Source organism: Salmonella sp. SAL04214 (assembly GCF_046550615.1).
GTDB classification, from domain to species: domain Bacteria; phylum Pseudomonadota; class Gammaproteobacteria; order Enterobacterales; family Enterobacteriaceae; genus Salmonella; species Salmonella enterica.
Genome location: NZ_JBGDXT010000010.1, coordinates 1 through 24836, shown reverse-complemented (window position 1 = coordinate 24836; position 24836 = coordinate 1). Strand labels below are relative to the sequence as shown.

The 24836-nt window shown below is 52.9% G+C and carries 23 protein-coding genes and 1 tRNA gene; 22 read left to right on the top strand and 2 right to left on the bottom strand.

Going from position 1 to position 24836, the window contains the following annotated elements; translation table 11 throughout:
* Positions 1-76: 76 nt before the first annotated feature.
* Positions 77-868, top strand: a complete 792-nt coding sequence (gene nei, locus ACLJQD_RS16700; RefSeq protein WP_017441682.1) for an endonuclease VIII — start codon at positions 77-79, stop codon at positions 866-868.
* 54 nt (positions 869-922) lie between these two features.
* On the opposite strand, the gene ACLJQD_RS16695 is transcribed toward nei, so the two are convergent.
* Positions 923-1969: an AbrB family transcriptional regulator gene (locus ACLJQD_RS16695; RefSeq protein WP_017441683.1), complete on the bottom strand. Its 1047-nt coding sequence runs from the start codon at positions 1967-1969 to the stop codon at positions 923-925.
* A 136-nt stretch (positions 1970-2105) separates the two neighbouring features.
* Positions 2106-3389 (bottom strand): citrate synthase, encoded by a 1284-nt coding sequence (locus ACLJQD_RS16690; protein WP_000785811.1) that lies wholly within the window; start codon positions 3387-3389, stop codon positions 2106-2108.
* A 100-nt stretch (positions 3390-3489) separates the two neighbouring features.
* Between ACLJQD_RS16690 and ACLJQD_RS16685 the strand changes: the two genes are divergently transcribed.
* The 21 genes from ACLJQD_RS16685 (at position 3490) to ACLJQD_RS16585 (ending at position 24835) form a co-directional block, all read left to right on the top strand.
* Complete coding sequence (locus tag ACLJQD_RS16685) at positions 3490-3735, top strand: hypothetical protein (RefSeq protein ID WP_001539488.1); 246 nt, start codon at positions 3490-3492, stop codon at positions 3733-3735.
* A 393-nt stretch (positions 3736-4128) separates the two neighbouring features.
* Positions 4129-4533 carry a succinate dehydrogenase cytochrome b556 subunit gene (sdhC, locus tag ACLJQD_RS16680; protein ID WP_000263340.1) on the top strand — a complete coding sequence of 135 codons (405 nt, stop codon included), beginning with the start codon at positions 4129-4131 and terminating at the stop codon, positions 4531-4533.
* On the top strand, positions 4527-4874 hold the full coding sequence (gene sdhD, locus ACLJQD_RS16675) for a succinate dehydrogenase membrane anchor subunit (protein WP_000254356.1): 348 nt from the start codon (positions 4527-4529) through the stop codon (positions 4872-4874). The genes sdhC and sdhD overlap by 7 nt, the downstream gene beginning before the upstream one ends.
* On the top strand, positions 4874-6640 hold the full coding sequence (sdhA, locus tag ACLJQD_RS16670; protein WP_000775561.1) for a succinate dehydrogenase flavoprotein subunit: 1767 nt from the start codon (positions 4874-4876) through the stop codon (positions 6638-6640). The genes sdhD and sdhA overlap by 1 nt, the downstream gene beginning before the upstream one ends.
* 16 nt (positions 6641-6656) lie before the next feature.
* Positions 6657-7373 (top strand): succinate dehydrogenase iron-sulfur subunit SdhB, encoded by a 717-nt coding sequence (sdhB, locus tag ACLJQD_RS16665; protein WP_001727709.1) that lies wholly within the window; start codon positions 6657-6659, stop codon positions 7371-7373.
* Between the two features lie 523 nt (positions 7374-7896).
* On the top strand, positions 7897-10698 hold the full coding sequence (gene sucA / locus ACLJQD_RS16660) for a 2-oxoglutarate dehydrogenase E1 component (RefSeq protein ID WP_001181500.1): 2802 nt from the start codon (positions 7897-7899) through the stop codon (positions 10696-10698).
* A gap of 14 nt (positions 10699-10712) precedes the next feature.
* On the top strand, positions 10713-11921 hold the full coding sequence (gene odhB / locus ACLJQD_RS16655) for a 2-oxoglutarate dehydrogenase complex dihydrolipoyllysine-residue succinyltransferase (RefSeq protein WP_017441684.1): 1209 nt from the start codon (positions 10713-10715) through the stop codon (positions 11919-11921).
* 141 nt (positions 11922-12062) lie between these two features.
* Positions 12063-13229, top strand: coding sequence for an ADP-forming succinate--CoA ligase subunit beta (gene sucC, locus ACLJQD_RS16650; RefSeq protein ID WP_017441685.1), 1167 nt, complete (start codon positions 12063-12065; stop codon positions 13227-13229).
* Positions 13229-14098, top strand: a complete 870-nt coding sequence (sucD, locus tag ACLJQD_RS16645) for a succinate--CoA ligase subunit alpha (protein WP_000114631.1) — start codon at positions 13229-13231, stop codon at positions 14096-14098. Before sucC ends, sucD begins: the two co-directional genes overlap by 1 nt.
* Before the next feature lie 1582 nt (positions 14099-15680).
* Positions 15681-17249: a cytochrome ubiquinol oxidase subunit I gene (gene cydA, locus ACLJQD_RS16640; protein WP_000884369.1), complete on the top strand. Its 1569-nt coding sequence runs from the start codon at positions 15681-15683 to the stop codon at positions 17247-17249.
* A gap of 15 nt (positions 17250-17264) precedes the next feature.
* Positions 17265-18404, top strand: coding sequence for a cytochrome d ubiquinol oxidase subunit II (gene cydB, locus ACLJQD_RS16635; protein WP_000568258.1), 1140 nt, complete (start codon positions 17265-17267; stop codon positions 18402-18404).
* Between the two features lie 14 nt (positions 18405-18418).
* On the top strand, positions 18419-18532 hold the full coding sequence (gene cydX / locus ACLJQD_RS16630; RefSeq protein WP_000270278.1) for a cytochrome bd-I oxidase subunit CydX: 114 nt from the start codon (positions 18419-18421) through the stop codon (positions 18530-18532).
* A complete protein-coding gene (gene ybgE / locus ACLJQD_RS16625) occupies positions 18532-18825 on the top strand; it encodes a cyd operon protein YbgE (protein WP_000148790.1) in 294 nt (97 codons plus the stop codon). The genes cydX and ybgE overlap by 1 nt, the downstream gene beginning before the upstream one ends.
* Positions 18826-19053: 228 nt before the next feature.
* Complete coding sequence (gene ybgC, locus ACLJQD_RS16620) at positions 19054-19458, top strand: tol-pal system-associated acyl-CoA thioesterase (protein WP_001046240.1); 405 nt, start codon at positions 19054-19056, stop codon at positions 19456-19458.
* Complete coding sequence (gene tolQ, locus ACLJQD_RS16615) at positions 19455-20147, top strand: Tol-Pal system protein TolQ (RefSeq protein ID WP_000131318.1); 693 nt, start codon at positions 19455-19457, stop codon at positions 20145-20147. The genes ybgC and tolQ overlap by 4 nt, the downstream gene beginning before the upstream one ends.
* A gap of 3 nt (positions 20148-20150) precedes the next feature.
* A complete protein-coding gene (tolR, locus tag ACLJQD_RS16610) occupies positions 20151-20579 on the top strand; it encodes a colicin uptake protein TolR (protein ID WP_000124676.1) in 429 nt (142 codons plus the stop codon).
* A 64-nt stretch (positions 20580-20643) separates the two neighbouring features.
* A complete protein-coding gene (gene tolA / locus ACLJQD_RS16605; protein ID WP_020480172.1) occupies positions 20644-21822 on the top strand; it encodes a cell envelope integrity protein TolA in 1179 nt (392 codons plus the stop codon).
* A gap of 123 nt (positions 21823-21945) precedes the next feature.
* A complete protein-coding gene (gene tolB / locus ACLJQD_RS16600) occupies positions 21946-23238 on the top strand; it encodes a Tol-Pal system beta propeller repeat protein TolB (RefSeq protein ID WP_001562341.1) in 1293 nt (430 codons plus the stop codon).
* A 34-nt stretch (positions 23239-23272) separates the two neighbouring features.
* Positions 23273-23797, top strand: a complete 525-nt coding sequence (gene pal, locus ACLJQD_RS16595) for a peptidoglycan-associated lipoprotein Pal (RefSeq protein WP_001176621.1) — start codon at positions 23273-23275, stop codon at positions 23795-23797.
* Between the two features lie 9 nt (positions 23798-23806).
* On the top strand, positions 23807-24595 hold the full coding sequence (cpoB, locus tag ACLJQD_RS16590; protein WP_000097551.1) for a cell division protein CpoB: 789 nt from the start codon (positions 23807-23809) through the stop codon (positions 24593-24595).
* Positions 24596-24759: 164 nt separating this feature from the next.
* Positions 24760-24835 (top strand) — tRNA-Lys (locus ACLJQD_RS16585).
* The last annotated feature ends 1 nt before the right edge of the window (position 24836 follow it).

The following is a 24836-nucleotide window of genomic DNA, read 5'->3' as shown; positions in this document are numbered from 1 at the left end:
TATGGCGTTCGATGTGCATTCCAGATAGTCAGAGGCGGCGTAGTCCATTAATCAACTGTTAACAAAGGATATTATCATGCCTGAAGGCCCGGAAATTCGTCGTGCGGCGGATAATCTGGAGGCGGCAATCAAAGGCAAACCCTTAACCGATGTCTGGTTTGCCTTTGCACAGTTAAAACCGTATGAATCGCAGCTTACCGGTCAACTTGTTACCCGGATAGAGACGCGGGGAAAAGTGTTATTGACCCACTTTTCAAATGGCCTGACGCTCTACAGCCACAACCAACTCTATGGCGTATGGCGGGTGATCGATACTGGTGAAATACCGCAGACCACGCGTATATTGCGCGTCAGGCTACAAACGGCGGATAAAACTATTCTGCTTTATAGCGCGTCTGATATCGAAATGCTGACAGCAGAGCAGCTCACGACGCACCCTTTTTTACAGCGGGTCGGTCCGGATGTGCTGGACGCGCGTCTCACTCAGGAAGAGGTTAAAGCTCGATTGCTGTCGCCGCGTTTTCGCAACCGACAATTTTCCGGGCTGTTGCTGGATCAGGCCTTTCTGGCGGGATTGGGGAATTATCTGCGCGTTGAAATCCTCTGGCAGGTAGGGTTAACCGGACAGCATAAAGCGAAAGATCTCAACGAGGCGCAACTGAATGCGCTTTCTCACGCGCTGTTGGATATTCCGCGCCTGTCCTACACGACTCGCGGTCAGGCGGATGAGAACAAGCATCATGGCGCACTGTTTCGCTTTAAGGTTTTCCACCGTGACGGCGAAGCGTGCGAGCGGTGTGGCGGCATTATTGAAAAGACAACACTGTCCTCACGCCCGTTTTACTGGTGCCCGCATTGCCAGAAATAGCCGGAACCGCCATCGGCGAGCGGCTATTGCCTGATGGCGCGACGCTTATCAGCCCTACAAAGGTTGTCTGGGCGCATAGGTTGATATAAAACGGGCCACTGCTGGCCCAGTTAACAGAATGCTGAACAGCCGTAGGGTTTGCATTGCCATGATGAGCGCCATATCGGCACTGCTTCCTGCCGCGATCGCGGCAACCGTATCCAGACCACCGGGACTGGTGGCGAGATAAGCCGTCATAAAATCAATCTGCATGTAGTAAGCCATTCCCCACGCCATCGCGGCGCAAATCGCCATCAGCGCGAAAATTGACAATAAGATTTGCGGCAATGGCCGCAGCGCCATAAAAAACACCTGTCTGTCAAAGCCCAGCCCAATACGCCAGCCTATCGCCATATACGCCACGGCCAGCAGCCATTCGGGTAATTCAATTTCAATGATGCCTTGCGAATGGAGAAGCGCGCCTGCCAACATGGGGAGCAGCATCGTGCCGGAAGGGATACGCATCAGGCGACCGGCAATGCCCGCCACGATCGCTAATAGCAGCGTCGTCAATAAATTACCGCTAAGCGGCGGAAACCAGATCACCTGTTGGCTGGCCGCTGCCGCGCTGTCGCCGAGTATCAGGCGTGTCACCAGCACCGCCGCGCCAGCCACAAACAGTACCCGTAGATACTGCATAAACGCCACCAGGCGGATATCCGCCCCGTAATCTTGCGCCATCGCTACCATTGCCGCTGCGCCGCCCGGCGATGACCCCCATGCGCCGGTGTTGCCGGGCAGCGAGCTGTAGCGTACCAGCAGCCAGCCGACTATCGCGCTGGAAAGCAGCGTCACCAGCAACACTAAAAGCACGACCGGCCAGTAGAGGGCGAGGGTGGTCAATATCGAACCGGTTAGATTTTGGGCGATCATACAGCCGAGAATCGCCTGTGCGGCGAGAAAAATACCGCGCGGAAGTTGTAGCGTACTACCTCGCAAACTCAACACGATACCCGCAATCATTGGACCGAGCAGCATTGCCGCCGGAAGGTGCAGATAGAGAAAAATAAGGGAAATGAGCAGCGATAACAGGAACAACAAAAACCACTGCAGAATCGGCATTCCATGCTCCCTGAATGATATTTAGCGAAACCTTAATTAATCATAGAGAGTAACGGGGTAAGAATAAAATAATGAGGATAAGAAAAAAGGGAAAATGTACCGGATGGCGAGGGTTGCGTCGCCATCCGGTTGTCAATTAACGCTTCAGCGCCGATTTAAAATCGCGTTTATCGTAGCCGGTATACAGCTGACGAGGACGGGCGATTTTCATGCCGTCAGTGTGCATTTCATTCCAGTGGGCTATCCAGCCAACGGTACGCGCCATGGCGAAGATCACGGTGAACATGGAGGACGGAATGCCCATCGCTTTCAGAATGATGCCGGAGTAGAAGTCTACGTTCGGGTACAGTTTCTTCTCGATGAAGTACGGGTCGTTGAGCGCAATGTGCTCAAGCTCCATCGCCACTTCCAGCAGATCGTCTTTGGTGCCCAGTTCTTTCAGCACTTCGTGGCAGGTTTCACGCATCACGGTGGCGCGCGGATCGTAGTTTTTGTAAACACGGTGACCGAAGCCCATCAGGCGGAAAGAATCATTCTTGTCTTTCGCACGGCGAACAAATTCCGGAATGTGTTTAACAGAGCTGATTTCTTCCAGCATTTTCAGCGCGGCTTCGTTGGCGCCGCCGTGCGCGGGTCCCCACAGGGAGGCGATCCCGGCGGCAATGCAGGCGAACGGGTTGGCGCCGCTTGAACCTGCGGTACGTACCGTTGACGTAGAGGCGTTCTGCTCATGGTCAGCGTGCAGGATCAGAATACGGTCCATCGCGCGCTCCAGTACCGGATTCACTTCATAGGTTTCACACGGCGTGGAGAACATCATGTTCAGGAAGTTACCGGCGTAGGAAAGGTCGTTGCGCGGATAAACAAACGGTTGACCGATGGAATATTTGTAACACATCGCCGCCATGGTCGGCATTTTGGACAGCAGGCGGAACGCCGCGATTTCACGGTGGCGCGGATTGTTCACATCCAGCGAGTCGTGGTAGAACGCTGCCAGCGCGCCAGTGATCCCGCACATTACCGCCATCGGATGTGAGTCGCGACGGAAAGCATGGAACAGGCGAGTGATTTGCTCATGGATCATCGTATGGCGGGTGACTGTCGTTCTGAACTCGTCATACTCTTCCTGCGTCGGTTTTTCGCCGTACAGCAGGATGTAACAGACTTCCAGATAGTTGGAATCGGTAGCAAGCTGGTCAATCGGGAAACCGCGATGCAACAAAATGCCTTCGTCGCCGTCGATGAAGGTGATTTTAGATTCGCAGGATGCGGTAGAGGTGAAACCAGGGTCAAAAGTAAAAACTCCTTTTGAACCGAGACTACGAATATCAATAACATCTTGACCGAGTGTACCTTTTAGCACATCCAGTTCAATAGCAGTGTCACCAGTAAGGGTGATTTTTGCCTTTGTATCAGCCATTTACGGTCTCCTTAGCGCCTTATTGCTTAAGACTGCCGGAACTCAGACTTGCCTTCTCCACGTCATCTTCCTCGTCGTTAGTGCAGGGAAGATTCTGTGTATGCATCAATCAACCGTTACCAGTTTGTTATTTGGCTCGCCGCTCTGTGAAAGAGGGGATGACCTGGGTACAGAGCAATGGGCGCTTGCAGGTAACGGCTTGATTAATTTCGAATTAGCAGCAAATCAGGAACGTAGCAATCCGAGTAATGTAACCTGTCTATCACTAATAACTGTCCTGAAAGAATGGGTCAATATCATTGTACTGTTGCATAACTTATTAACAGGTGAAAGAGTGACCCCATAACTTTTACGCATTATATGCTTTTTCTGGTGTCGTTTGTAACAATTTTGTTTAATGTTTGTCAAATCAGATGATTGAAAATTAAAAAAATGTTGTTATCGTGACCTGTGTCACTGTTCAGGATAAAACCCGACAAACTATATGTAGGTTAATTGTAATGATTTTGTGAACGTCCTATACTGCCGCCAGGTCTCCGGAATACCCTGCAATCCCGAGCCACCCAGCGTTGTAACGTGTCGTTTTAGCTACTGGAAGCAGTGTTTTACATGACGCGCAGTTATAGAAAGGACGCTGTCTGACCCGCACGCAGACCGGAGGAAGGAAATCCCGTCGTCTTTCTGGCTACAGGTAGATTCACCTCTGTAACCGAAGTCTTAAGGGAATAATAAGAACAGCATGTGGGCGTTATTCATGATAAGAAATGTGAAAAAACAAAGACCTGTCAATCTGGATCTACAAACGATTCGGTTCCCCATCACAGCGATAGCGTCCATTCTCCATCGCGTATCCGGTGTGATTACTTTCATCGCCGTCGGCATACTACTGTGGCTACTGGGCACCAGCCTCTCTTCTCCGGAAGGATTCCAGCAGGCCGCCGACATCATGGACGGCTTCATCGTTAAATTTATCATGTGGGGCATCCTTACCGCGCTGGCGTATCACGTCATCGTGGGAATTCGTCACATGTTAATGGATTTTGGCTATCTGGAAGAAACATTCGAAGCGGGTCAACGCTCTGCCAAAATCTCTTTTGTTATCACTGTCGTGCTTTCACTTCTCGCAGGAGTCCTCGTATGGTAAGCAACGCCTCCGCATTAGGACGCAATGGCGTACATGACTTCATCCTGGTCCGTGCTACCGCTATCGTTCTGACGTTATACATCATCTACATGGTGGGTTTTTTCGCCACGAGCGGCGAACTGACCTTTGAAGCCTGGACCGGTTTCTTCTCATCGGCCTTCACCAAAGTCTTCACCCTGCTGGCGCTTTTTTCCATCTTGATTCATGCCTGGATCGGCATGTGGCAGGTGTTAACCGACTACGTTAAACCACTGGCAGTGCGTCTGATACTGCAACTCGTTATTGTTGTTGCGCTGGTGGTTTACGTCATCTATGGATTTGTTGTGGTGTGGGGTGTGTAATGAAACTGCCAGTCAGAGAATTTGATGCTGTTGTGATTGGTGCCGGTGGCGCAGGTATGCGCGCGGCGCTGCAAATTTCCCAGAGCGGCCAAACCTGTGCGCTGCTCTCGAAAGTCTTCCCGACCCGTTCCCATACCGTTTCCGCGCAGGGCGGTATCACCGTGGCGCTCGGCAATACCCATGAAGATAACTGGGAATGGCACATGTACGACACCGTTAAGGGGTCGGACTACATTGGTGACCAGGATGCCATCGAATATATGTGTAAGACCGGACCGGAAGCGATTCTGGAGCTGGAGCACATGGGGCTACCGTTCTCCCGTCTTGATGATGGACGTATCTATCAGCGCCCGTTCGGCGGCCAGTCGAAAAACTTTGGCGGCGAGCAGGCGGCACGTACCGCGGCGGCGGCTGACCGTACCGGTCACGCCTTGCTGCACACGCTGTATCAACAGAATTTGAAAAACCACACCACGATTTTCTCCGAATGGTATGCGCTGGATCTGGTGAAAAACCAGGATGGCGCGGTGGTGGGGTGTACCGCACTGTGCATCGAAACCGGTGAAGTGGTGTACTTCAAAGCCCGCGCGACGGTGCTGGCGACCGGCGGCGCAGGCCGTATCTACCAGTCCACCACCAACGCTCATATCAATACTGGTGATGGTGTCGGTATGGCGCTGCGTGCCGGTGTCCCGGTGCAGGACATGGAAATGTGGCAGTTCCACCCGACCGGCATCGCCGGGGCGGGTGTGCTGGTGACAGAAGGCTGCCGCGGCGAAGGCGGTTACCTGTTGAACAAACACGGCGAGCGCTTTATGGAGCGTTATGCGCCGAACGCCAAAGACCTGGCGGGTCGTGACGTGGTGGCGCGTTCCATCATGATCGAAATCCGTGAAGGCCGCGGCTGCGATGGTCCGTGGGGGCCGCACGCTAAACTGAAACTGGATCATCTGGGTAAAGAGGTGCTGGAATCTCGCCTGCCGGGTATCCTGGAGCTGTCCCGCACTTTCGCTCACGTCGATCCGGTGAAAGAGCCGATTCCGGTTATCCCGACCTGCCACTACATGATGGGCGGTATTCCGACTAAAGTGACCGGTCAGGCGCTGACCGTGAACGAGCAGGGCGAAGATGTGGTGATTCCGGGGCTGTTTGCGGTAGGCGAAATCGCCTGTGTATCGGTTCACGGCGCCAACCGTCTGGGCGGTAACTCACTGCTGGATCTGGTGGTCTTTGGCCGCGCGGCGGGGCTGCATTTACAGGAATCCATCGCCGAACAGGGCGTGCTGCGCGACGCCAGCGAGTCTGACGTTGAAGGTTCTCTGGAGCGCCTGAATCGCTGGAACAATAACCGCAATGGCGAAGATCCGGTGGCTATCCGCAAAGCGTTGCAGGAGTGTATGCAGCATAACTTCTCCGTATTCCGTGAAGGCGACGCGATGGCGAAAGGGCTTGAGCAGTTGAAAGTGATCCGCGAGCGTCTGAAAAACGCCCGTCTGGATGACACGTCCAGCGAATTTAATACCCAGCGTGTTGAGTGTCTGGAGCTGGATAACCTGATGGAAACCGCCTACGCCACTGCCGTATCAGCCAACTTCCGGACGGAAAGCCGCGGCGCGCATAGCCGCTTCGATTTCCCGGAGCGTGATGATGCCAACTGGTTGTGTCATACCCTGTATCAGCCGCAAACGGAATCCATGACGCGCCGAAGCGTCAATATGGAGCCGAAACTGCGTCCGGCGTTCCCGCCGAAGATTCGTACTTATTAATTGCGGAGACAGGATGATGAAACTCGAATTTTCGATTTATCGTTATAACCCGGATGTCGATAACGCTCCGCGTATGCAGGATTACACCCTGGAAGGCGAAGAAGGGCGCGACATGATGCTGCTGGATGCGTTAATCCAGCTTAAAGAAAAAGATCCCAGCCTTTCTTTCCGCCGTTCCTGCCGCGAAGGCGTGTGTGGTTCTGATGGTTTGAATATGAACGGTAAGAATGGTCTGGCCTGTATTACCCCTATTTCGGCGCTGAACCAGCCGGGTAAGAAGATTGTGATTCGCCCGCTGCCCGGTTTGCCGGTGATCCGCGATTTGGTGGTAGACATGGGGCAATTCTACGCACAATATGAGAAGATTAAGCCTTACTTATTGAATAATGGGCAAAATCCACCGGCTCGTGAGCATCTGCAGATGCCGGAGCAGCGTGAAAAACTCGATGGGCTGTATGAATGTATTCTTTGCGCCTGTTGCTCAACATCCTGCCCGTCATTCTGGTGGAACCCGGATAAGTTTATCGGTCCGGCGGGGCTGCTCGCGGCGTATCGATTCCTGATCGATAGTCGTGATACCGAGACTGACAGTCGTCTGGAAGGGATGAGTGATGCATTCAGCGTATTCCGCTGTCACAGCATTATGAACTGCGTCAGTGTATGTCCTAAGGGACTGAACCCGACGCGCGCTATCGGCCATATTAAGTCGATGCTGTTGCAGCGTAGCGCATAAGTAGTTGTAGTAGTTGCCGGATGGCGACGTACCGTCTTATCCGGCCTACAGGCGCAATCCCGTAGGCCTGATAAGCGCAGCGCCATCAGGCAATAGAAGTGCAGGAAACCTCTAAAAACTGCCATATGATTAGTAATAATCGAGATGTTCAGAGCGAGACAAGGCGCGGTCTGAACGAATCTTCGGGAGCATAGTTAACTATGTGACCGGAGTGAGCGAAGGCCGCAACGCAGTCGTAGCCTGAACAGCGAAGATTATTAGACAGTTTTTAAAGGTTCCTTAGCGGACGCAGATGACACGACAGTCCGCAACAAGTGAACCCCGGCACGCATACGGCGTATGCGTGGTTAGTATCCACGGCGAAATACTCGTCATAGTTCACGTTGCATGTGCGTTGGCTGCACTTGCTCACCCCGGTCACTTACTGGATGTAAGCTCCCTGGGATTCGCAAGCTTGCCGCCTTCCTGAAACGTGACCTATTTAGAGTATTAAATAAGCAGAAAAGATGCTTAAGGGATCACGATGCAGAACAGCGCTTTGAAAGCCTGGTTGGACTCTTCTTACCTCTCTGGTTCGAATCAGAGCTGGATAGAACAGCTCTATGAAGACTTCTTAACCGATCCTGACTCGGTAGACGCTAACTGGCGTTTGACGTTCCAGCAGTTACCTGGTACCGGAGTCAAACCGGATCAACTCCATTCAAAAACACGTGAATATTTCCGGCGGCAGGCGTTGGCTGGCTCACGTCACTCTTCTACGATTTCCGACCCTGACACCAATGTGAAGCAGGTTAAAGTCCTGCAGCTTATCAACGCTTATCGTTTCCGTGGCCATCAGCATGCAAACCTCGATCCGCTGGGACTGTGGAAGCAAGAACGCGTGGCGGATCTGGACCCTTCTTTCCATGATTTGACCGAGGCCGATTTCCAGGAAACCTTCAATGTTGGCTCCTTTGCCAGTGGCAAAGAGACGATGAAGCTGGGCGAGCTGCTCGACGCGCTCAAACAGACCTACTGCGGCCCGATTGGCGCTGAGTATATGCACATCACCAGCACCGAAGAGAAACGCTGGATCCAACAGCGCATCGAATCCGGTCGTGCGGCCTTTAGCGCTGACGAGAAAAAACGCTTCCTGAACGAACTGACCGCCGCTGAAGGGCTGGAACGTTATCTGGGTGCCAAATTCCCGGGTGCGAAACGTTTCTCGCTCGAGGGGGGAGATGCGCTGATACCCATGCTGAAAGAGATGGTTCGCCATGCGGGTAACAGCGGCACTCGCGAAGTGGTGCTGGGGATGGCGCACCGCGGTCGCCTGAACGTGCTGATCAACGTACTGGGTAAAAAACCGCAGGATCTGTTCGACGAATTTGCCGGTAAGCATAAAGAACATCTGGGTACCGGCGACGTGAAGTATCACATGGGCTTCTCGTCAGATATCGAAACCGAAGGCGGTCTGGTTCACCTGGCGCTGGCGTTTAACCCATCGCATCTGGAAATTGTGAGCCCGGTGGTGATGGGCTCCGTGCGCGCCCGTCTGGACAGACTGGACGAACCGAGCAGCAACAAAGTGTTGCCGATCACTATTCACGGCGACGCCGCGGTGACCGGCCAGGGCGTGGTTCAGGAAACCCTGAACATGTCGAAAGCGCGCGGTTACGAAGTGGGCGGTACGGTACGTATCGTTATCAACAACCAGGTGGGCTTCACCACCTCTAACCCACTGGATGCGCGTTCAACGCCTTACTGCACCGATATCGGTAAAATGGTCCAGGCGCCGATTTTCCACGTCAATGCGGACGATCCGGAAGCCGTCGCTTTTGTGACCCGTCTGGCGCTGGACTTCCGTAATACCTTTAAACGCGATGTGTTCATCGATCTGGTGTGCTACCGCCGTCACGGCCACAACGAAGCCGACGAGCCAAGCGCAACCCAGCCGCTGATGTACCAGAAAATCAAAAAGCATCCGACGCCGCGTAAAATCTACGCCGACAAACTGGAAGCTGATAAGGTCGCAACGCTGGAAGATGCCACCGAAATGGTCAACCTCTATCGCGATGCGCTGGATGCAGGCGAATGCGTGGTGAAAGAGTGGCGTCCGATGAATATGCACTCGTTCACCTGGTCGCCGTATCTAAACCACGAATGGGATGAAGCATACCCGAACAAGGTAGAAATGAAGCGCCTGCAGGAGCTGGCAAAACGTATCAGCACCGTGCCGGAAGCCATTGAAATGCAGTCTCGCGTGGCGAAAATTTATGGCGACCGTCAGGCAATGGCGGCAGGCGAGAAATTGTTTGACTGGGGCGGCGCGGAAAATCTGGCTTACGCCACGCTGGTCGATGAAGGCATTCCGGTGCGCCTGTCCGGGGAAGACTCCGGTCGCGGCACCTTCTTCCATCGTCATGCGGTGATCCACAACCAGACGAACGGCTCAACGTATACGCCGTTGCAGCATATTCACAGCGGTCAGGGACAGTTTAAAGTCTGGGACTCCGTGCTGTCTGAAGAAGCGGTACTGGCTTTTGAATACGGTTATGCCACGGCGGAACCACGTACCCTGACTATCTGGGAAGCGCAGTTTGGCGATTTTGCCAACGGCGCGCAGGTGGTGATTGACCAGTTCATCTCCTCCGGCGAGCAGAAATGGGGCCGGATGTGCGGTCTGGTGATGCTGTTGCCGCACGGCTATGAAGGGCAGGGGCCGGAGCACTCTTCCGCGCGTCTGGAACGTTATCTGCAACTTTGCGCCGAGCAGAATATGCAGGTTTGCGTGCCGTCCACCCCGGCGCAGGTCTACCATATGCTGCGCCGTCAGGCGCTGCGCGGGATGCGTCGTCCGCTGGTGGTGATGTCGCCGAAATCGCTGCTGCGTCACCCGCTGGCGGTTTCCACGCTTGATGAACTGGCGAACGGTTCCTTCCAGCCGGCCATTGGCGAAATTGACGAGCTGGACCCTAAAGCCGTAAAACGCGTGGTAATGTGTTCTGGTAAGGTTTATTACGACCTGCTGGAACAACGTCGCAAAAACGACCAGAAAGATGTCGCTATCGTGCGCATCGAACAGCTCTATCCGTTCCCGCATAAAGCGGTGCAGGAAGCGCTGCAACCATACGCTCACGTCCATGATTTTGTCTGGTGCCAGGAAGAGCCGCTCAACCAGGGCGCATGGTACTGCAGCCAGCATCATTTCCGTGAAGTGATTCCGTTTGGGGCCGCTCTGCGTTACGCAGGTCGCCCGGCCTCCGCCTCTCCGGCGGTAGGGTATATGTCCGTTCACCAGAAACAGCAACAAGATCTGGTTAATGACGCGCTGAACGTCGATTAAATAAAGGATAAATAATGAGTAGCGTAGATATTCTTGTTCCCGACCTGCCTGAGTCCGTAGCGGACGCGACCGTCGCCACCTGGCATAAAAAACCGGGCGATGCGGTTGTTCGTGACGAAGTGCTGGTAGAAATCGAAACTGACAAAGTGGTACTGGAAGTACCGGCATCGGCGGACGGCATTCTGGATGCGGTTCTGGAAGAGGAGGGGACGACTGTCACCTCTCGCCAGATCCTGGGTCGCCTGCGTGAAGGCAACAGCGCGGGTAAAGAGACCAGCGCCAAATCTGAAGAGAAAGCGTCTACGCCGGCACAGCGCCAGCAGGCGTCGCTGGAAGAACAAAACAACGATGCGCTCAGCCCGGCGATCCGTCGCCTGCTGGCTGAACACAATCTGGAAGCCAGCGTCATTAAAGGCACTGGTGTGGGTGGGCGTCTGACCCGTGAAGATGTGGAAAAACATCTGGCGAAAGGCGAGTCTAAAGCACCCGCTGTTGAACCTGCAGCACAACCCGCTCTGGGCGCACGCGGCGAAAAACGCGTGCCAATGACCCGCCTGCGCAAGCGCGTGGCCGAGCGTTTGCTGGAAGCGAAAAACTCCACCGCCATGCTGACGACCTTCAATGAAGTCAACATGAAGCCGATTATGGATTTGCGTAAGCAGTATGGCGAAGTGTTTGAAAAACGTCACGGTATCCGCCTGGGCTTTATGTCCTTCTACGTGAAAGCGGTAGTGGAAGCGCTGAAGCGTTATCCGGAAGTGAACGCCTCTATCGACGGCGATGACGTGGTGTATCACAACTACTTTGATGTGAGTATGGCGGTGTCTACGCCGCGCGGCCTGGTCACGCCGGTCCTGCGTGATGTGGATACGCTGGGCATGGCTGACATCGAGAAAAAAATTAAAGAACTGGCTGTCAAAGGCCGCGACGGCAAGCTGACCGTAGAAGACCTGACCGGCGGTAACTTTACCATTACCAACGGCGGCGTATTCGGTTCGCTGATGTCTACCCCGATCATCAACCCGCCGCAGAGCGCGATTCTGGGAATGCATGCTATTAAAGACAGGCCGATGGCGGTGGATGGCAAGGTGGAAATCCTGCCGATGATGTACCTGGCGCTCTCTTACGATCATCGCCTGATCGATGGTCGCGAATCCGTGGGCTTCCTGGTCACCATCAAAGAGTTGCTGGAAGATCCGACCCGTCTGCTGTTGGACGTGTAGTCAGCAAGAGCATCACCTGCTACCTGTAGGCCGGATAAGGCGTTCACGCCGCCATCCGGCGATGGTGTAATGCCTGATGGCGCGCAGCTTTCAGGCCTACAGGTCTAAAGATAACGATTACCTGAAGGATGGACAGAACACATGAACTTACATGAATATCAGGCAAAACAACTTTTTGCCCGCTATGGCTTACCGGCGCCGGTGGGTTATGCCTGTACTACTCCGCGTGAAGCCGAAGAAGCCGCGTCTAAAATCGGTGCCGGCCCGTGGGTAGTGAAATGTCAGGTTCACGCTGGCGGCCGCGGCAAAGCGGGCGGTGTGAAGGTAGTAAAAAGCAAAGAAGAGATTCGCGCCTTCGCGGAAAACTGGCTGGGCAAACGTCTGGTGACCTATCAAACAGACTCTAATGGCCAACCGGTAAACCAGATTCTGGTTGAAGCGGCGACCGACATCGGCAAAGAACTGTACCTCGGCGCGGTAGTTGACCGTAGTTCTCGTCGCGTGGTCTTTATGGCGTCTACCGAAGGTGGCGTAGAGATCGAAAAAGTCGCGGAGGAAACCCCGCATCTGATCCATAAAGTCGCGCTCGATCCGCTGACCGGCCCGATGCCGTATCAGGGACGGGAACTGGCGTTCAAATTGGGTCTGGAAGGTAAACTGGTGCAGCAGTTCACCAAAATCTTTATGGGTCTGGCAACCATTTTCCTTGAGCGCGACCTGGCGCTGATCGAAATCAACCCGCTGGTGATTACTAAGCAGGGCGATCTGATTTGCCTCGACGGCAAGCTGGGCGCTGACGGCAACGCGCTGTTCCGCCAGCCGGATCTGCGTGAAATGCGTGACCAGTCTCAGGAAGACCCGCGTGAAGCGCAGGCAGCGCAGTGGGAACTGAACTACGTCGCGCTGGACGGCAACATCGGTTGCATGGTGAACGGCGCGGGTCTGGCGATGGGCACCATGGACATCGTTAAGCTGCATGGCGGCGAACCGGCTAACTTCCTTGACGTGGGCGGCGGCGCAACCAAAGAGCGCGTCACCGAAGCGTTTAAAATTATCCTCTCGGATGACAACGTGAAAGCGGTTCTGGTTAACATCTTCGGCGGTATCGTCCGTTGTGACCTGATTGCCGACGGTATCATCGGCGCGGTGGAAGAAGTGGGCGTGAACGTTCCGGTGGTGGTGCGTCTGGAAGGCAACAACGCCGAACTCGGCGCGAAGAAACTGGCTGACAGTGGCCTGAATATTATTGCAGCGAAAAGTCTGACGGATGCAGCTCAGCAGGTTGTTGCCGCAGTGGAGGGGAAATAATGTCCGTTTTAATTAATAAAGATACCAAGGTTATCTGCCAGGGCTTCACCGGTAGCCAGGGGACTTTCCACTCCGAACAGGCGATTGCTTACGGTACGCAGATGGTGGGCGGCGTAACGCCGGGCAAAGGCGGCACCACGCATCTGGGGCTGCCGGTGTTCAACACCGTGCGCGAAGCGGTAGAAGCTACCGGTGCGACCGCATCCGTTATCTACGTCCCGGCGCCGTTCTGCAAAGACTCCATTCTGGAAGCGATCGACGCAGGCATCAAACTGATTATCACCATCACCGAAGGTATTCCGACGCTGGATATGCTGACCGTGAAAGTGAAGCTGGACGAAGCAGGCGTGCGCATGATCGGCCCGAACTGCCCAGGTGTGATCACCCCGGGCGAATGCAAAATCGGCATCATGCCGGGTCACATTCATAAGCCGGGTAAAGTGGGTATCGTTTCCCGTTCCGGCACGCTGACCTACGAAGCGGTTAAGCAGACCACCGACTACGGTTTCGGCCAGTCCACCTGCGTGGGTATCGGCGGCGACCCGATCCCGGGCTCTAACTTCATCGACATTCTGAAACTGTTCCAGGAAGATCCGCAGACCGAAGCGATCGTGATGATCGGCGAGATCGGCGGCAGCGCGGAAGAAGAAGCGGCGGCTTATATTAAAGACCACGTGACCAAGCCGGTTGTTGGCTATATCGCGGGTGTTACCGCGCCGAAAGGCAAGCGTATGGGCCACGCTGGCGCCATCATTGCCGGTGGTAAAGGCACTGCGGATGAAAAATTCGCCGCGCTGGAAGCCGCGGGCGTGAAAACCGTTCGCAGCCTGGCCGATATCGGCGAAGCGCTGAAAGCAATTATAAAATAAAACTCGCTGTTCCTGCGGGAACAGATAAATGTCCGTTTTCGACATGGTTGGCCACCTTTACGGTGGCCTTTTTTATGGCTTTATTGTTTGTGGCAAAGTACGGGTGAAGCATCCGGGATATAAAATTATTGGCTTTGTAAATATTGAGCTATAGGAAAATGATGCCTCAGTAAAAAAACATGGTGGAGTCTAAAAATAATTGATAATAACCGTCTGGCAGCGGCAGTAAATTTACTCTGTTTGCCGGTTAACTCTTTTTCAGCAAATACAGATGCTGTCTTAGTGAAAGACCTGCCGACCTCACTGGAGACGGATTATGCGCTTTCCGCCATGAAAAAAACGCATCGCAGCATTACACTATGTTGACGCTAACCTCTATAGTAAATTGACGCTTGACTCTGTGGCCGCGCATGTTTGCCTGAGCGCGAACTACATGTCTCCTCAGATGTATCGCGCTTACACAGACTGCTTGTTTAATGGCAGAATAAAACAGCTATTTTAATCATAAGAGTACCGGCATTATTTCCCTGAAGTATTAAAGATATCGTTTAATAAATTATATGAACTTTTGCTGATTAAAAGAGGTTAACTTTAAAAATTATTAAGAACTTATTGACACTATTCGTTCGTGATTAATCATGTTTAAAGGGTATTTATGGCTGCAAATAAACAGAATTATCACTATGAGTGACGTAGAAATTGAGGGTGAATCTGTGAAGGTGATAACAGAATCTTCGCTATAATAATTATAGAGAGGTAAAAACGGTGTCATTGAAATAAAGAAAAAGTAGCGAATAAAATGTTTGTTTCTGGCTATCTGGAAAGCTTATTAGCGATAATTAAGGCGATAACCTGGCAAGATGATCCTGGCCGTTAGTCGTCGGGAAAGGGAAGTTCGGGCAGGGTAATCCCGGTGGGATGATGGCGCGTGTGCAATGAGATAGTTTCTTTGCGGTGTTAATTATAAGTAAAATAAAAATAGACTAAATGTATAAAATAATAAGTGTTGATAATCTGCAGAAAAAATCTGTGAGCTATTTAGCAATAATTGAACATCAATGTGGAATGTTTTTTACGGGATGCGGGGCAGTAAAAAACGCACAAAATGTTTAGCCTTACCGAATAAGCCTCTTTTTACAGGGGGTTTGAAATTACTCTTTGCAAAAACAAAAAGTTAACAAAAAATTCACCATGCATTCAATGAATAAACATTATTAACATTAACTTCAAAAATTGATTTTAATCAATATTTAAATGTTGGAAAAGAGCATCAAAACTGGTTAAATTGTCCGTGATCAAATTCCCTGAAAAGCGATAGATTAGCCATAAATTGATCGCTGTCGAAAAAAGCAAATCTGACCCACTAAAAACCTGTTTATTGTAAGGGTTTTACGGCGTAATATATTTGCGGGATCAATTTGGGTTTTTTATTAACATGTTTGTAACTTTTCATCATTACTGTTTCCTTCCCGAGGGGATAGTACGATGGAAGGCCGCAAATAAATTTGTATTGGGGCATGCGTGTGACCCTTTCTAACGGGGTTCACTCTCGGAGTCTTCATGCGATGAGCAAGGAGTCATGATGTTAGATATAGTCGAACTGTCGCGCTTACAGTTTGCCTTGACCGCGATGTACCACTTCCTGTTTGTGCCGCTAACGCTCGGTATGGCGTTCCTGCTGGCCATTATGGAAACGGTATACGTCCTTTCCGGCAAACAGATTTATAAAGATATGACCAAGTTCTGGGGCAAGTTGTTTGGTATCAACTTTGCTCTGGGTGTGGCTACCGGTTTGACCATGGAGTTCCAGTTCGGGACAAACTGGTCGTACTACTCCCACTATGTTGGGGATATCTTCGGTGCGCCGCTGGCCATCGAAGGTTTGATGGCCTTCTTCCTCGAATCCACCTTTGTAGGTCTGTTCTTCTTCGGCTGGGATCGTCTGAGTAAAGTTCAGCATATGTGCGTCACCTGGCTGGTGGCTCTGGGGTCCAACCTCTCCGCGTTGTGGATTCTGGTAGCGAACGGCTGGATGCAAAACCCAATCGCTGCGGATTTCAATTTCGAAACCATGCGTATGGAAATGGTGAGCTTCTCTGAACTGGTGCTGAACCCGGTAGCACAGGTGAAATTTGTTCACACTGTGGCGTCCGGCTATGTCACCGGCGCGATGTTCATCCTCGGTATCAGCGCTTACTACATGCTGAAAGGTCGTGACTTCGCCTTTGCTAAACGCTCCTTTGCTATTGCTGCCAGCTTCGGTATGGCTGCCGTACTGTCCGTTATCGTACTCGGTGACGAATCCGGTTACGAAATGGGCGATGTGCAGAAAACCAAGCTCGCTGCGATTGAAGCTGAATGGGAAACGCAACCTGCTCCGGCCTCCTTTACCCTGTTCGGCATTCCTGACCAGGACAAACAGGAAAACCATCTGGCGATTCAGATCCCTTATGCGCTCGGCATTATCGCTACGCGTTCCGTGGACACGCCGGTTATTGGCCTGAAAGATCTCATGGTTCAGCATGAAGAGCGTATCCGTAACGGGATGAAAGCCTATGAACTGCTGGAGCAGCTGCGCGCCGGTTCTACCGACCAGGCCGTTCGCGACCAGTTTAACAGCATGAAGAAAGATCTCGGTTACGGCCTGCTGCTGAAACGCTATACGCCTAATGTGACTGACGCGACCGAAGCGCAGATCCAGCAAGCGACGAAAGATTCCATTCCTCGCGTTGCGCCGCTGTACTTCGCTTTCCGTATCATGGTGGCGTGCGGCTTCCTGCTGCTGGCGATCATCGCACTTTCCTTCTGGAGCGTGATTCGTAACCGCATCGGTGAGAAAAAATGGCTGTTGCGCGCGGCGCTGTACGGTATTCCACTGCCGTGGATTGCGGTTGAAGCAGGTTGGTTCGTCGCCGAATATGGTCGTCAGCCGTGGGCGATCGGCGAAGTGTTGCCGACAGCCGTGGCGAACTCATCGCTGACCGTGGGCGATCTGCTGTTCTCCATGTTCCTGATTTGCGGCCTGTATACCCTGTTCCTGGTGGCAGAATTGTTCCTGATGTTCAAATTTGCACGCCTTGGCCCAAGCAGCCTGAAAACCGGTCGCTATCACTTTGAGCAGTCCACCGTGACTTCTCAGCCGGCACGCTAAGACAGGAGTCGTCAAATGATCGATTATGAAGTACTACGTTTTATCTGGTGGCTGCTGGTTGGCATTTTGCTAATTGGTTTCGCTGTCACCGATGGATTCGACATGGGGGTGGGGATGCTCACCCGTTTCCTCGGTCGTAACGACACCGAACGTCGAATTATGATTAACTCTATCGCCCCACACTGGGACGGTAACCAGGTGTGGTTGATCACCGCGGGCGGTGCGTTGTTTGCTGCCTGGCCGATGGTTTACGCTGCGGCGTTCTCCGGTTTCTATGTGGCGATGATCCTGGTGCTGGCGTCTTTGTTCTTCCGTCCGGTCGGTTTTGATTACCGTTCCAAGATTGAAGACCCGCGCTGGCGCAACATGTGGGACTGGGGCGTGTTCATCGGTAGCTTTGTGCCGCCGCTGGTGATTGGCGTGGCCTTTGGCAACCTGTTGCAGGGCGTACCGTTCCACGTGGATGAGTATCTGCGTCTGTACTACACCGGTAACTTCTTCCAGTTGCTGAACCCGTTTGGTCTGCTGGCGGGTATCGTAAGCGTAGGGATGATCATCACGCAGGGGGCGACTTACCTGCAAATGCGCACTGTTGGCGAACTGCACCTGCGCGCGCGCGCCACCTCGCAGATTGCGGCGCTGGTGACATTAGTGTGCTTTGCGCTGGCGGGCGTTTGGGTAATGTATGGTATTGATGGTTATGTCGTGACATCCGCGATTGACCATCATGCCGCCTCTAACCCGCTGACTAAAGAAGTGGCGCGTGAAGCTGGCGCCTGGCTGGTGAACTTTAATAATGCTCCGATCCTGTGGTTGGTTCCGGCTCTGGGCGTGGTTCTGCCGCTGCTGACTATCCTGACTTCCCGTATGGAGAAAGGCGCGTGGGCATTCCTGTTCTCTTCGCTGACCCTGGCCTGCATTATTCTGACGGCGGGTATCGCTATGTTCCCGTTTGTGATGCCGTCCAGCACGATGATGAATGCCAGCCTGACCATGTGGGATGCGACATCCAGCCAGATGACGCTGAACCTGATGACCTGGGTTGCGGCGGTGTTCGTACCGATCATTCTGATCTACACCAGCTGGTGTTACTGGAAAATGTTCGGTCGTATCACTAAAGAACATATTGAAAGCAACACCCACTCTCTGTACTAAGTAAGGAGCTTAAAATGTGGTATTTCGCATGGATTCTGGGAACGCTTCTTGCCTGTGCATTCGGGATCATTACCGCCCTGGCGCTTGAGCACGTTGAAGCGGGTAAAACCGGTCAAGAAGAAAGCTAATGACCCATATTATCGCAAAACTGTATGCGGTAATGGATAAGCGCCCGTTAAGGGCGCTTTCCTTCGTGATGGCGATAGTGCTGGCAGGATGTATGTTCTGGGACCCGTCACGGTTTGCCGCCAGGACCAGCACGCTTGAAATCTGGCACGGATTATTGCTGATGTGGGCTGTTTGCGCAGGCATAATCCACGGCGTGGGTTTTCGCCCTGAATCCGTACACTGGCAAGGGATTTTCTGTCCGCTCCTTGCGGATATTGTCCTTATCGTCGGCCTGATTTTCTTCTTCTTGTGAATAAGAAACCTCCTTAAAAATATAGGGGCTTGCATAAGCCCATATATTTTTACTCTCCCTTAACTTCCCCCCATTCCCAAGCCTCATTCCCACGCGTATAGTAGCAACGTTTAAAAGCTCTACTTTTGTTGCATTACCGGGATGTAAAGTGAATACAAGGCGATATACAACGGCATTCTTGAGGCATTACGGCGGCAAGCGGATGACGCCAACAAAGAGGCTGCAGGGATGAATAAGTATATGTTTCGATGGCCAATTCGAGTTTATTACGAAGACACGGACGCCGGCGGTGTGGTTTATCACGCCAGCTATGTCGCTTTTTATGAAAGAGCGCGCACGGAGATGCTGCGTCACCATCACTTCAGCCAACAGGTGCTGCTGGCGGAGCGGGTCGCCTTTGTGGTGCGCAAGATGACGCTGGAATACTATGCGCCTGCGCGGCTCGACGATATGCTTGAAGTTCAAACAGAAATTACGTCAATGCGTGGCACCGCTTTGGTTTTCACGCAACGCATTGTCAACGCAGAGAACACGCTGCTAAATGAAGCAGAGGTTCTGATTGTTTGCGTTGATCCACTCAAAATGAAGCCTCGTGCGCTTCCTAAGTCTATTGTCGCGGAGTTTAAGCAGTGACTGACATGAATATCCTTGATTTGTTCCTGAAGGCAAGCCTTCTGGTTAAACTTATCATGTTGATTTTGATTGGTTTTTCAATAGCATCCTGGGCCATCATTATCCAGCGAACGCGTATCCTGAACGCCGCTGCTCGTGAGGCGGAAGCGTTTGAAGATAAATTCTGGTCCGGAATCGAACTATCGCGTCTGTACCAGGAAAGCCAGGGGAGACGCGATAGTCTGTCGGGCTCGGAACAAATCTTTTATAGCGGGTTCAAAGAGTTTGTCCGGCTCCATCGCGCCAACAGCCATGCGCCGGAGGCAGTGGTAGAGGGGGCGTCGCGTGCGATGCGCATCTCCATGAACCGAGAGCTGGAAACGCTGGAAACGCATATCCCGTTTCTTGGCACGGTAGGCTCTATCAGTCCTTATATCGGTCTGTTTGGCACCGTATGGGGGATTATGCATGCGTTTATCGCCCTGGGCGCGGTGAAACAGGCGACTCTGCAAATGGTTGCGCCGGGTATTGCCGAAGCATTGATTGCCACGGCGATTGGTCTGTTTGCCGCTATCCCTGCGGTTATGGCTTACAACCGACTGAATCAGCGCGTGAACAAGCTGGAACTGAATTACGACAACTTTATGGAAGAGTTCACCGCGATTCTGCACCGCCAGGCGTTTACCGTAAGCGAAAGCAACAAGGGGTAAGCCATGGCCAGAACGCGTGGACGAGGTCGTCGCGAACTTAAGTCCGAAATCAATATTGTACCGCTGCTCGACGTACTGTTGGTGCTGCTGCTGATCTTTATGGCAACCGCGCCGATCATTACCCAGAGCGTGGAAGTCGACTTGCCGGAGGCGAATCAGTCGCAGGCGGTCAGTAGTAACGACGATCCACCGGTCATTATTGAGGTTTCCGGAGTAGGGCAATACAGCGTAGTGGTTGATAAAGATCGAATGGATCAACTGCCGTCTGAACAGGTGATCGCAGAAGTAAAGCGTCATCTGCAGGCTAATCCGAAAACAGTCTTTTTAATCGGCGGCGCGAAAGAGGTGCCGTACGATGAAATAATTAAAGCGCTGAACTTGTTACACAGCGCGGGCGTAAAATCGGTTGGCTTAATGACGCAGCCAATCTGAAGTCTGCGTCCCGTTGGCTTGAAAGACGGCGAGTAACAGGCGAACAGTTTTTTGGGAACCGAGAGTGTCAAAGGCAACCGAACAAAACGACAAGCTCAAACGGGCGATAATTATTTCAGCCGTGCTGCATATCATCTTATTTGCAGTGCTGATCTGGAGTTCGTTTGATGAGCATATAGAGGCTTCTGCCGGCGGCGGCGGCGGTTCCGCTATCGACGCGGTGATGGTCGATCCTGGCGCCGTTGTGCAGCAGTACAACCGTCAGCAGGATCAACAGGCCAGCGCCAGACGCGCGGAAGAAGAGCGTAAAAAGCTGCAACAGCAGCAAGCAGAGGAGCTGCAGCAGAAGCAGGCTGCCGAACAGGAGCGGTTGAAACAAGTTGAGAAAGAACGTTTAGCGGCTCAGGAGCAGCAAAAGCAGGCTGAAGAAGCAGCAAAACTGGCGCAACAGCAGCAGCAACAGGCCGAAGAAGCGGCGAAAGCGGCGGCGGACGCGAAGAAAAAAGCGGAGGCCGAGGCGGCGAAAGCGGCGGCGGACGCGAAGAAGAAAGCAGAGGCCGAGGCGGTAAAAGCGGCAGCGGACGCGAAGAAGAAAGCGGAAGCCGAAGCGGCGAAAGCAGCGGCGGACGCGAAGAAGAAAGCAGAGGCCGAAGCGGCGAAAGCAGCGGCGGAGGCGAAGAAGAAAGCGGAGGCCGAAGCGGCGAAAGCAGCGGCGGACGCTAAGAAGAAAGCGGATGCCGAGGCGGCGAAAGCGGCGGCGGAGGCGAAGAAGAAAGCGGATGCCGCGGCGGCGAAAGCAGCGGCGGACGCTAAGAAGAAAGCGGCTGCCGAAAAAGCGGCCGCCGCAGAAGGCGTCGATGATCTGCTTGGCGATCTCAGCTCGGGTAAGAATGCGCCGAAAACCGGCGGCGGCGCGAAAGGGAATGGCCAGCCATCGAAAGATAGCGGTACATCGGGCGCTAACGGTGGGGCGACAGGCGCTGATATCAGCGCCTACGCGAAACAGATTCAGGTCGCCATTCAGAGCCGTCTGTATGATGCGAGCCTGTATCAGGGCAAACAATGTGTCTTGCATATTAGCCTGGCGCCGGATGGCTCATTAAAAAGCATTACGTCTGAGGGCGGCGATCCGGCGCTTTGTCAGGCGGCGTTAATGGCGGCAAAAACCGCGAAAATTCCTAAACCGCCAAGCCAGGCTGTTTATGAGAAAATAAAGGATGCCAAACTAGACTTTAAACTGTAGATACTTTTCTTTATGGAAGTTGGAGCAGTTGAGTTGTTACTGGTCCTGGTGGTTTTGTGTATTTGAGTTTGTTAACATTCTGCTAAATTATCGTGGGTCGCAGGCCCAGGTATGGGAGATATGATGAAGCAGGCATTACGAGTAGCATTTGGTTTTCTGATGCTGTGGGCGGCGGTGCTGCACGCAGAAGTCCGTATCGAGATCACCCAGGGGGTGGACTCGGCGCGACCGATTGGCGTTGTGCCTTTTAAATGGGCCGGGCCGGGCGCTGCGCCTGAAGATATCGGCGGCATCGTGGCGGCAGATTTACGCAATAGCGGTAAATTTAATCCGTTAGACCGGTCCCGACTGCCGCAGCAGCCAGCCACCGCTCAGGAAGTTCAGCCTACCGCATGGTCTGCGCTGGGTATTGATGCCGTCGTCGTTGGGCAGGTCACGCCGAATCCGGACGGTTCCTACAATGTTGCTTATCAGCTGGTTGACACTGGCGGCGCGCCGGGGACTGTACTGGCGCAAAACTCTTATAAAGTGAACAAGCAGTGGCTGCGTTATGCAGGCCACACTGCCAGTGACGAAGTCTTTGAAAAACTGACGGGCATTAAGGGCGCGTTCCGTACTCGTATCGCCTATGTGGTACAGACTAACGGCGGTCAGTTCCCGTATGAACTGCGTGTGTCGGATTACGATGGCTACAATCAGTTCGTAGTGCACCGTTCTCCGCAGCCGTTGATGTCTCCGGCGTGGTCTCCGGACGGCTCAAAACTGGCTTACGTGACATTTGAAAGCGGTCGCTCCGCTCTGGTTATCCAGACGCTGGCAAACGGCGCAGTGCGTCAGGTTGCGTCCTTCCCGCGTCACAACGGCGCGCCGGCCTTCTCGCCGGATGGGACGAAACTGGCGTTCGCGTTATCGAAAACCGGAAGTCTGAACCTGTACGTTATGGATCTTGCTTCCGGCCAGATTCGTCAGATAACGGACGGGCGTAGCAACAATACGGAGCCGACCTGGTTCCCGGACAGCCAGACTCTGGCCTTTACCTCTGACCAGGCTGGACGTCCGCAAGTGTATAAAATGAACATTAACGGCGGTGCGGCGCAGCGTATTACCTGGGAAGGTTCGCAAAACCAGGATGCGGATGTCAGCAGCGACGGTAAATTTATGGTAATGGTAAGCTCAAATAACGGGCAGCAGCACATTGCCAAACAAGATCTGGTGACGGGTGGCGTACAGGTTCTGTCGTCAACGTTCCTGGATGAAACGCCAAGTCTGGCACCTAACGGCACGATGGTAATCTACAGCTCTTCTCAGGGGATGGGATCTGTGCTGAATTTGGTTTCTACAGATGGGCGTTTCAAAGCGCGTCTTCCGGCAACTGATGGTCAGGTGAAATCGCCTGCCTGGTCGCCGTATCTGTGATAATAATTAATTGATTACTAAAGGAATTAAAGAAATGCAACTGAACAAAGTGCTGAAGGGCCTGATGATTGCCCTGCCTGTTATGGCAATCGCGGCATGTTCTTCCAACAAGAACGCCAGCAATGACGGTAGCGAAGGCGGCATGCTGAACGGCGCCGGCACTGGTATGGACGCTAACGGCAACGGCAACATGTCATCTGAAGAGCAAGCGCGTCTGCAGATGCAGCAGCTGCAGCAGAACAACATCGTTTACTTCGATCTCGACAAGTACGATATCCGTTCTGACTTCGCGGCAATGCTGGATGCGCACGCTAACTTCCTGCGTAGCAACCCGTCTTACAAAGTCACCGTAGAAGGTCACGCGGACGAACGTGGTACGCCTGAATACAACATCTCCCTGGGCGAACGTCGTGCTAACGCCGTTAAAATGTACCTGCAGGGTAAAGGTGTTTCCGCTGACCAGATCTCCATCGTTTCTTACGGTAAAGAAAAACCTGCCGTACTGGGCCACGACGAAGCGGCTTACGCTAAGAACCGTCGCGCTGTACTGGTTTACTAAGAGAATTGCATGAGCAGTAACTTCAGACATCACCTGTTGAGTCTGTCGTTACTGGTTGGCATAGCGGCCCCCTGGGCCGCTTTTGCTCAGGCGCCAATCAGTAGTGTCGGCTCAGGCTCGGTCGAAGACCGCGTCACTCAACTTGAGCGTATCTCTAACGCTCACAGCCAGCTTTTAACCCAACTTCAGCAGCAGCTCTCCGATAATCAGTCCGATATCGATTCTTTGCGCGGCCAAATCCAGGAAAATCAGTATCAACTGAATCAGGTGATGGAACGCCAGAAGCAAATTATGCTGCAGCTGGGGAGCTTAAATAATGGCGGCGCAGCGCAGCCAGCAGCTGGTGACCAGAGTGGGGCGGCAACCGCTGCGACCTCCGCTCCGGATGCCGGTACGGCAACCTCAGGGGCGCCGGTACAAAGTGGCGATGCGAATACCGATTACAATGCGGCAATTGCGCTGGTGCAGGATAAGTCTCGCCAGGATGATGCGATTGTGGCGTTTCAGAACTTCATCAAGAAATACCCTGATTCTACTTATCAGCCGAACGCCAATTATTGGCTGGGCCAGTTGAATTACAACAAGGGTAAAAAAGATGATGCCGCCTATTATTTCGCCTCGGTAGTAAAAAACTATCCTAAGTCGCCGAAGGCTGCGGACGCGATGTACAAAGTTGGCGTTATCATGCAGGACAAAGGTGATACGGCAAAAGCGAAAGCGGTTTATCAGCAGGTGATTAACAAATATCCTGGCACTGATGGCGCGAAACAGGCGCAAAAGCGTCTTAACGCGATGTAATGCGTACCATGCGACCAGAAAACGCCTTTTTTCTGGTCGCGTCGTGCGATTCCTAAGCAGTTGAGCCCCCTGCGTCGAAATTTTTGTTGCGCTCAAATCTGAAATCAGTAATATATGCCGCCGTTGCCACGGGATATTAAACAACTCGAAAGCAACGTAAAAGTGGGTCGTTAGCTCAGTTGGTAGAGCAGTTGACTTTTAATCAATTGGTCGCAGGTTCGAATCCTGCACGACCCACCAA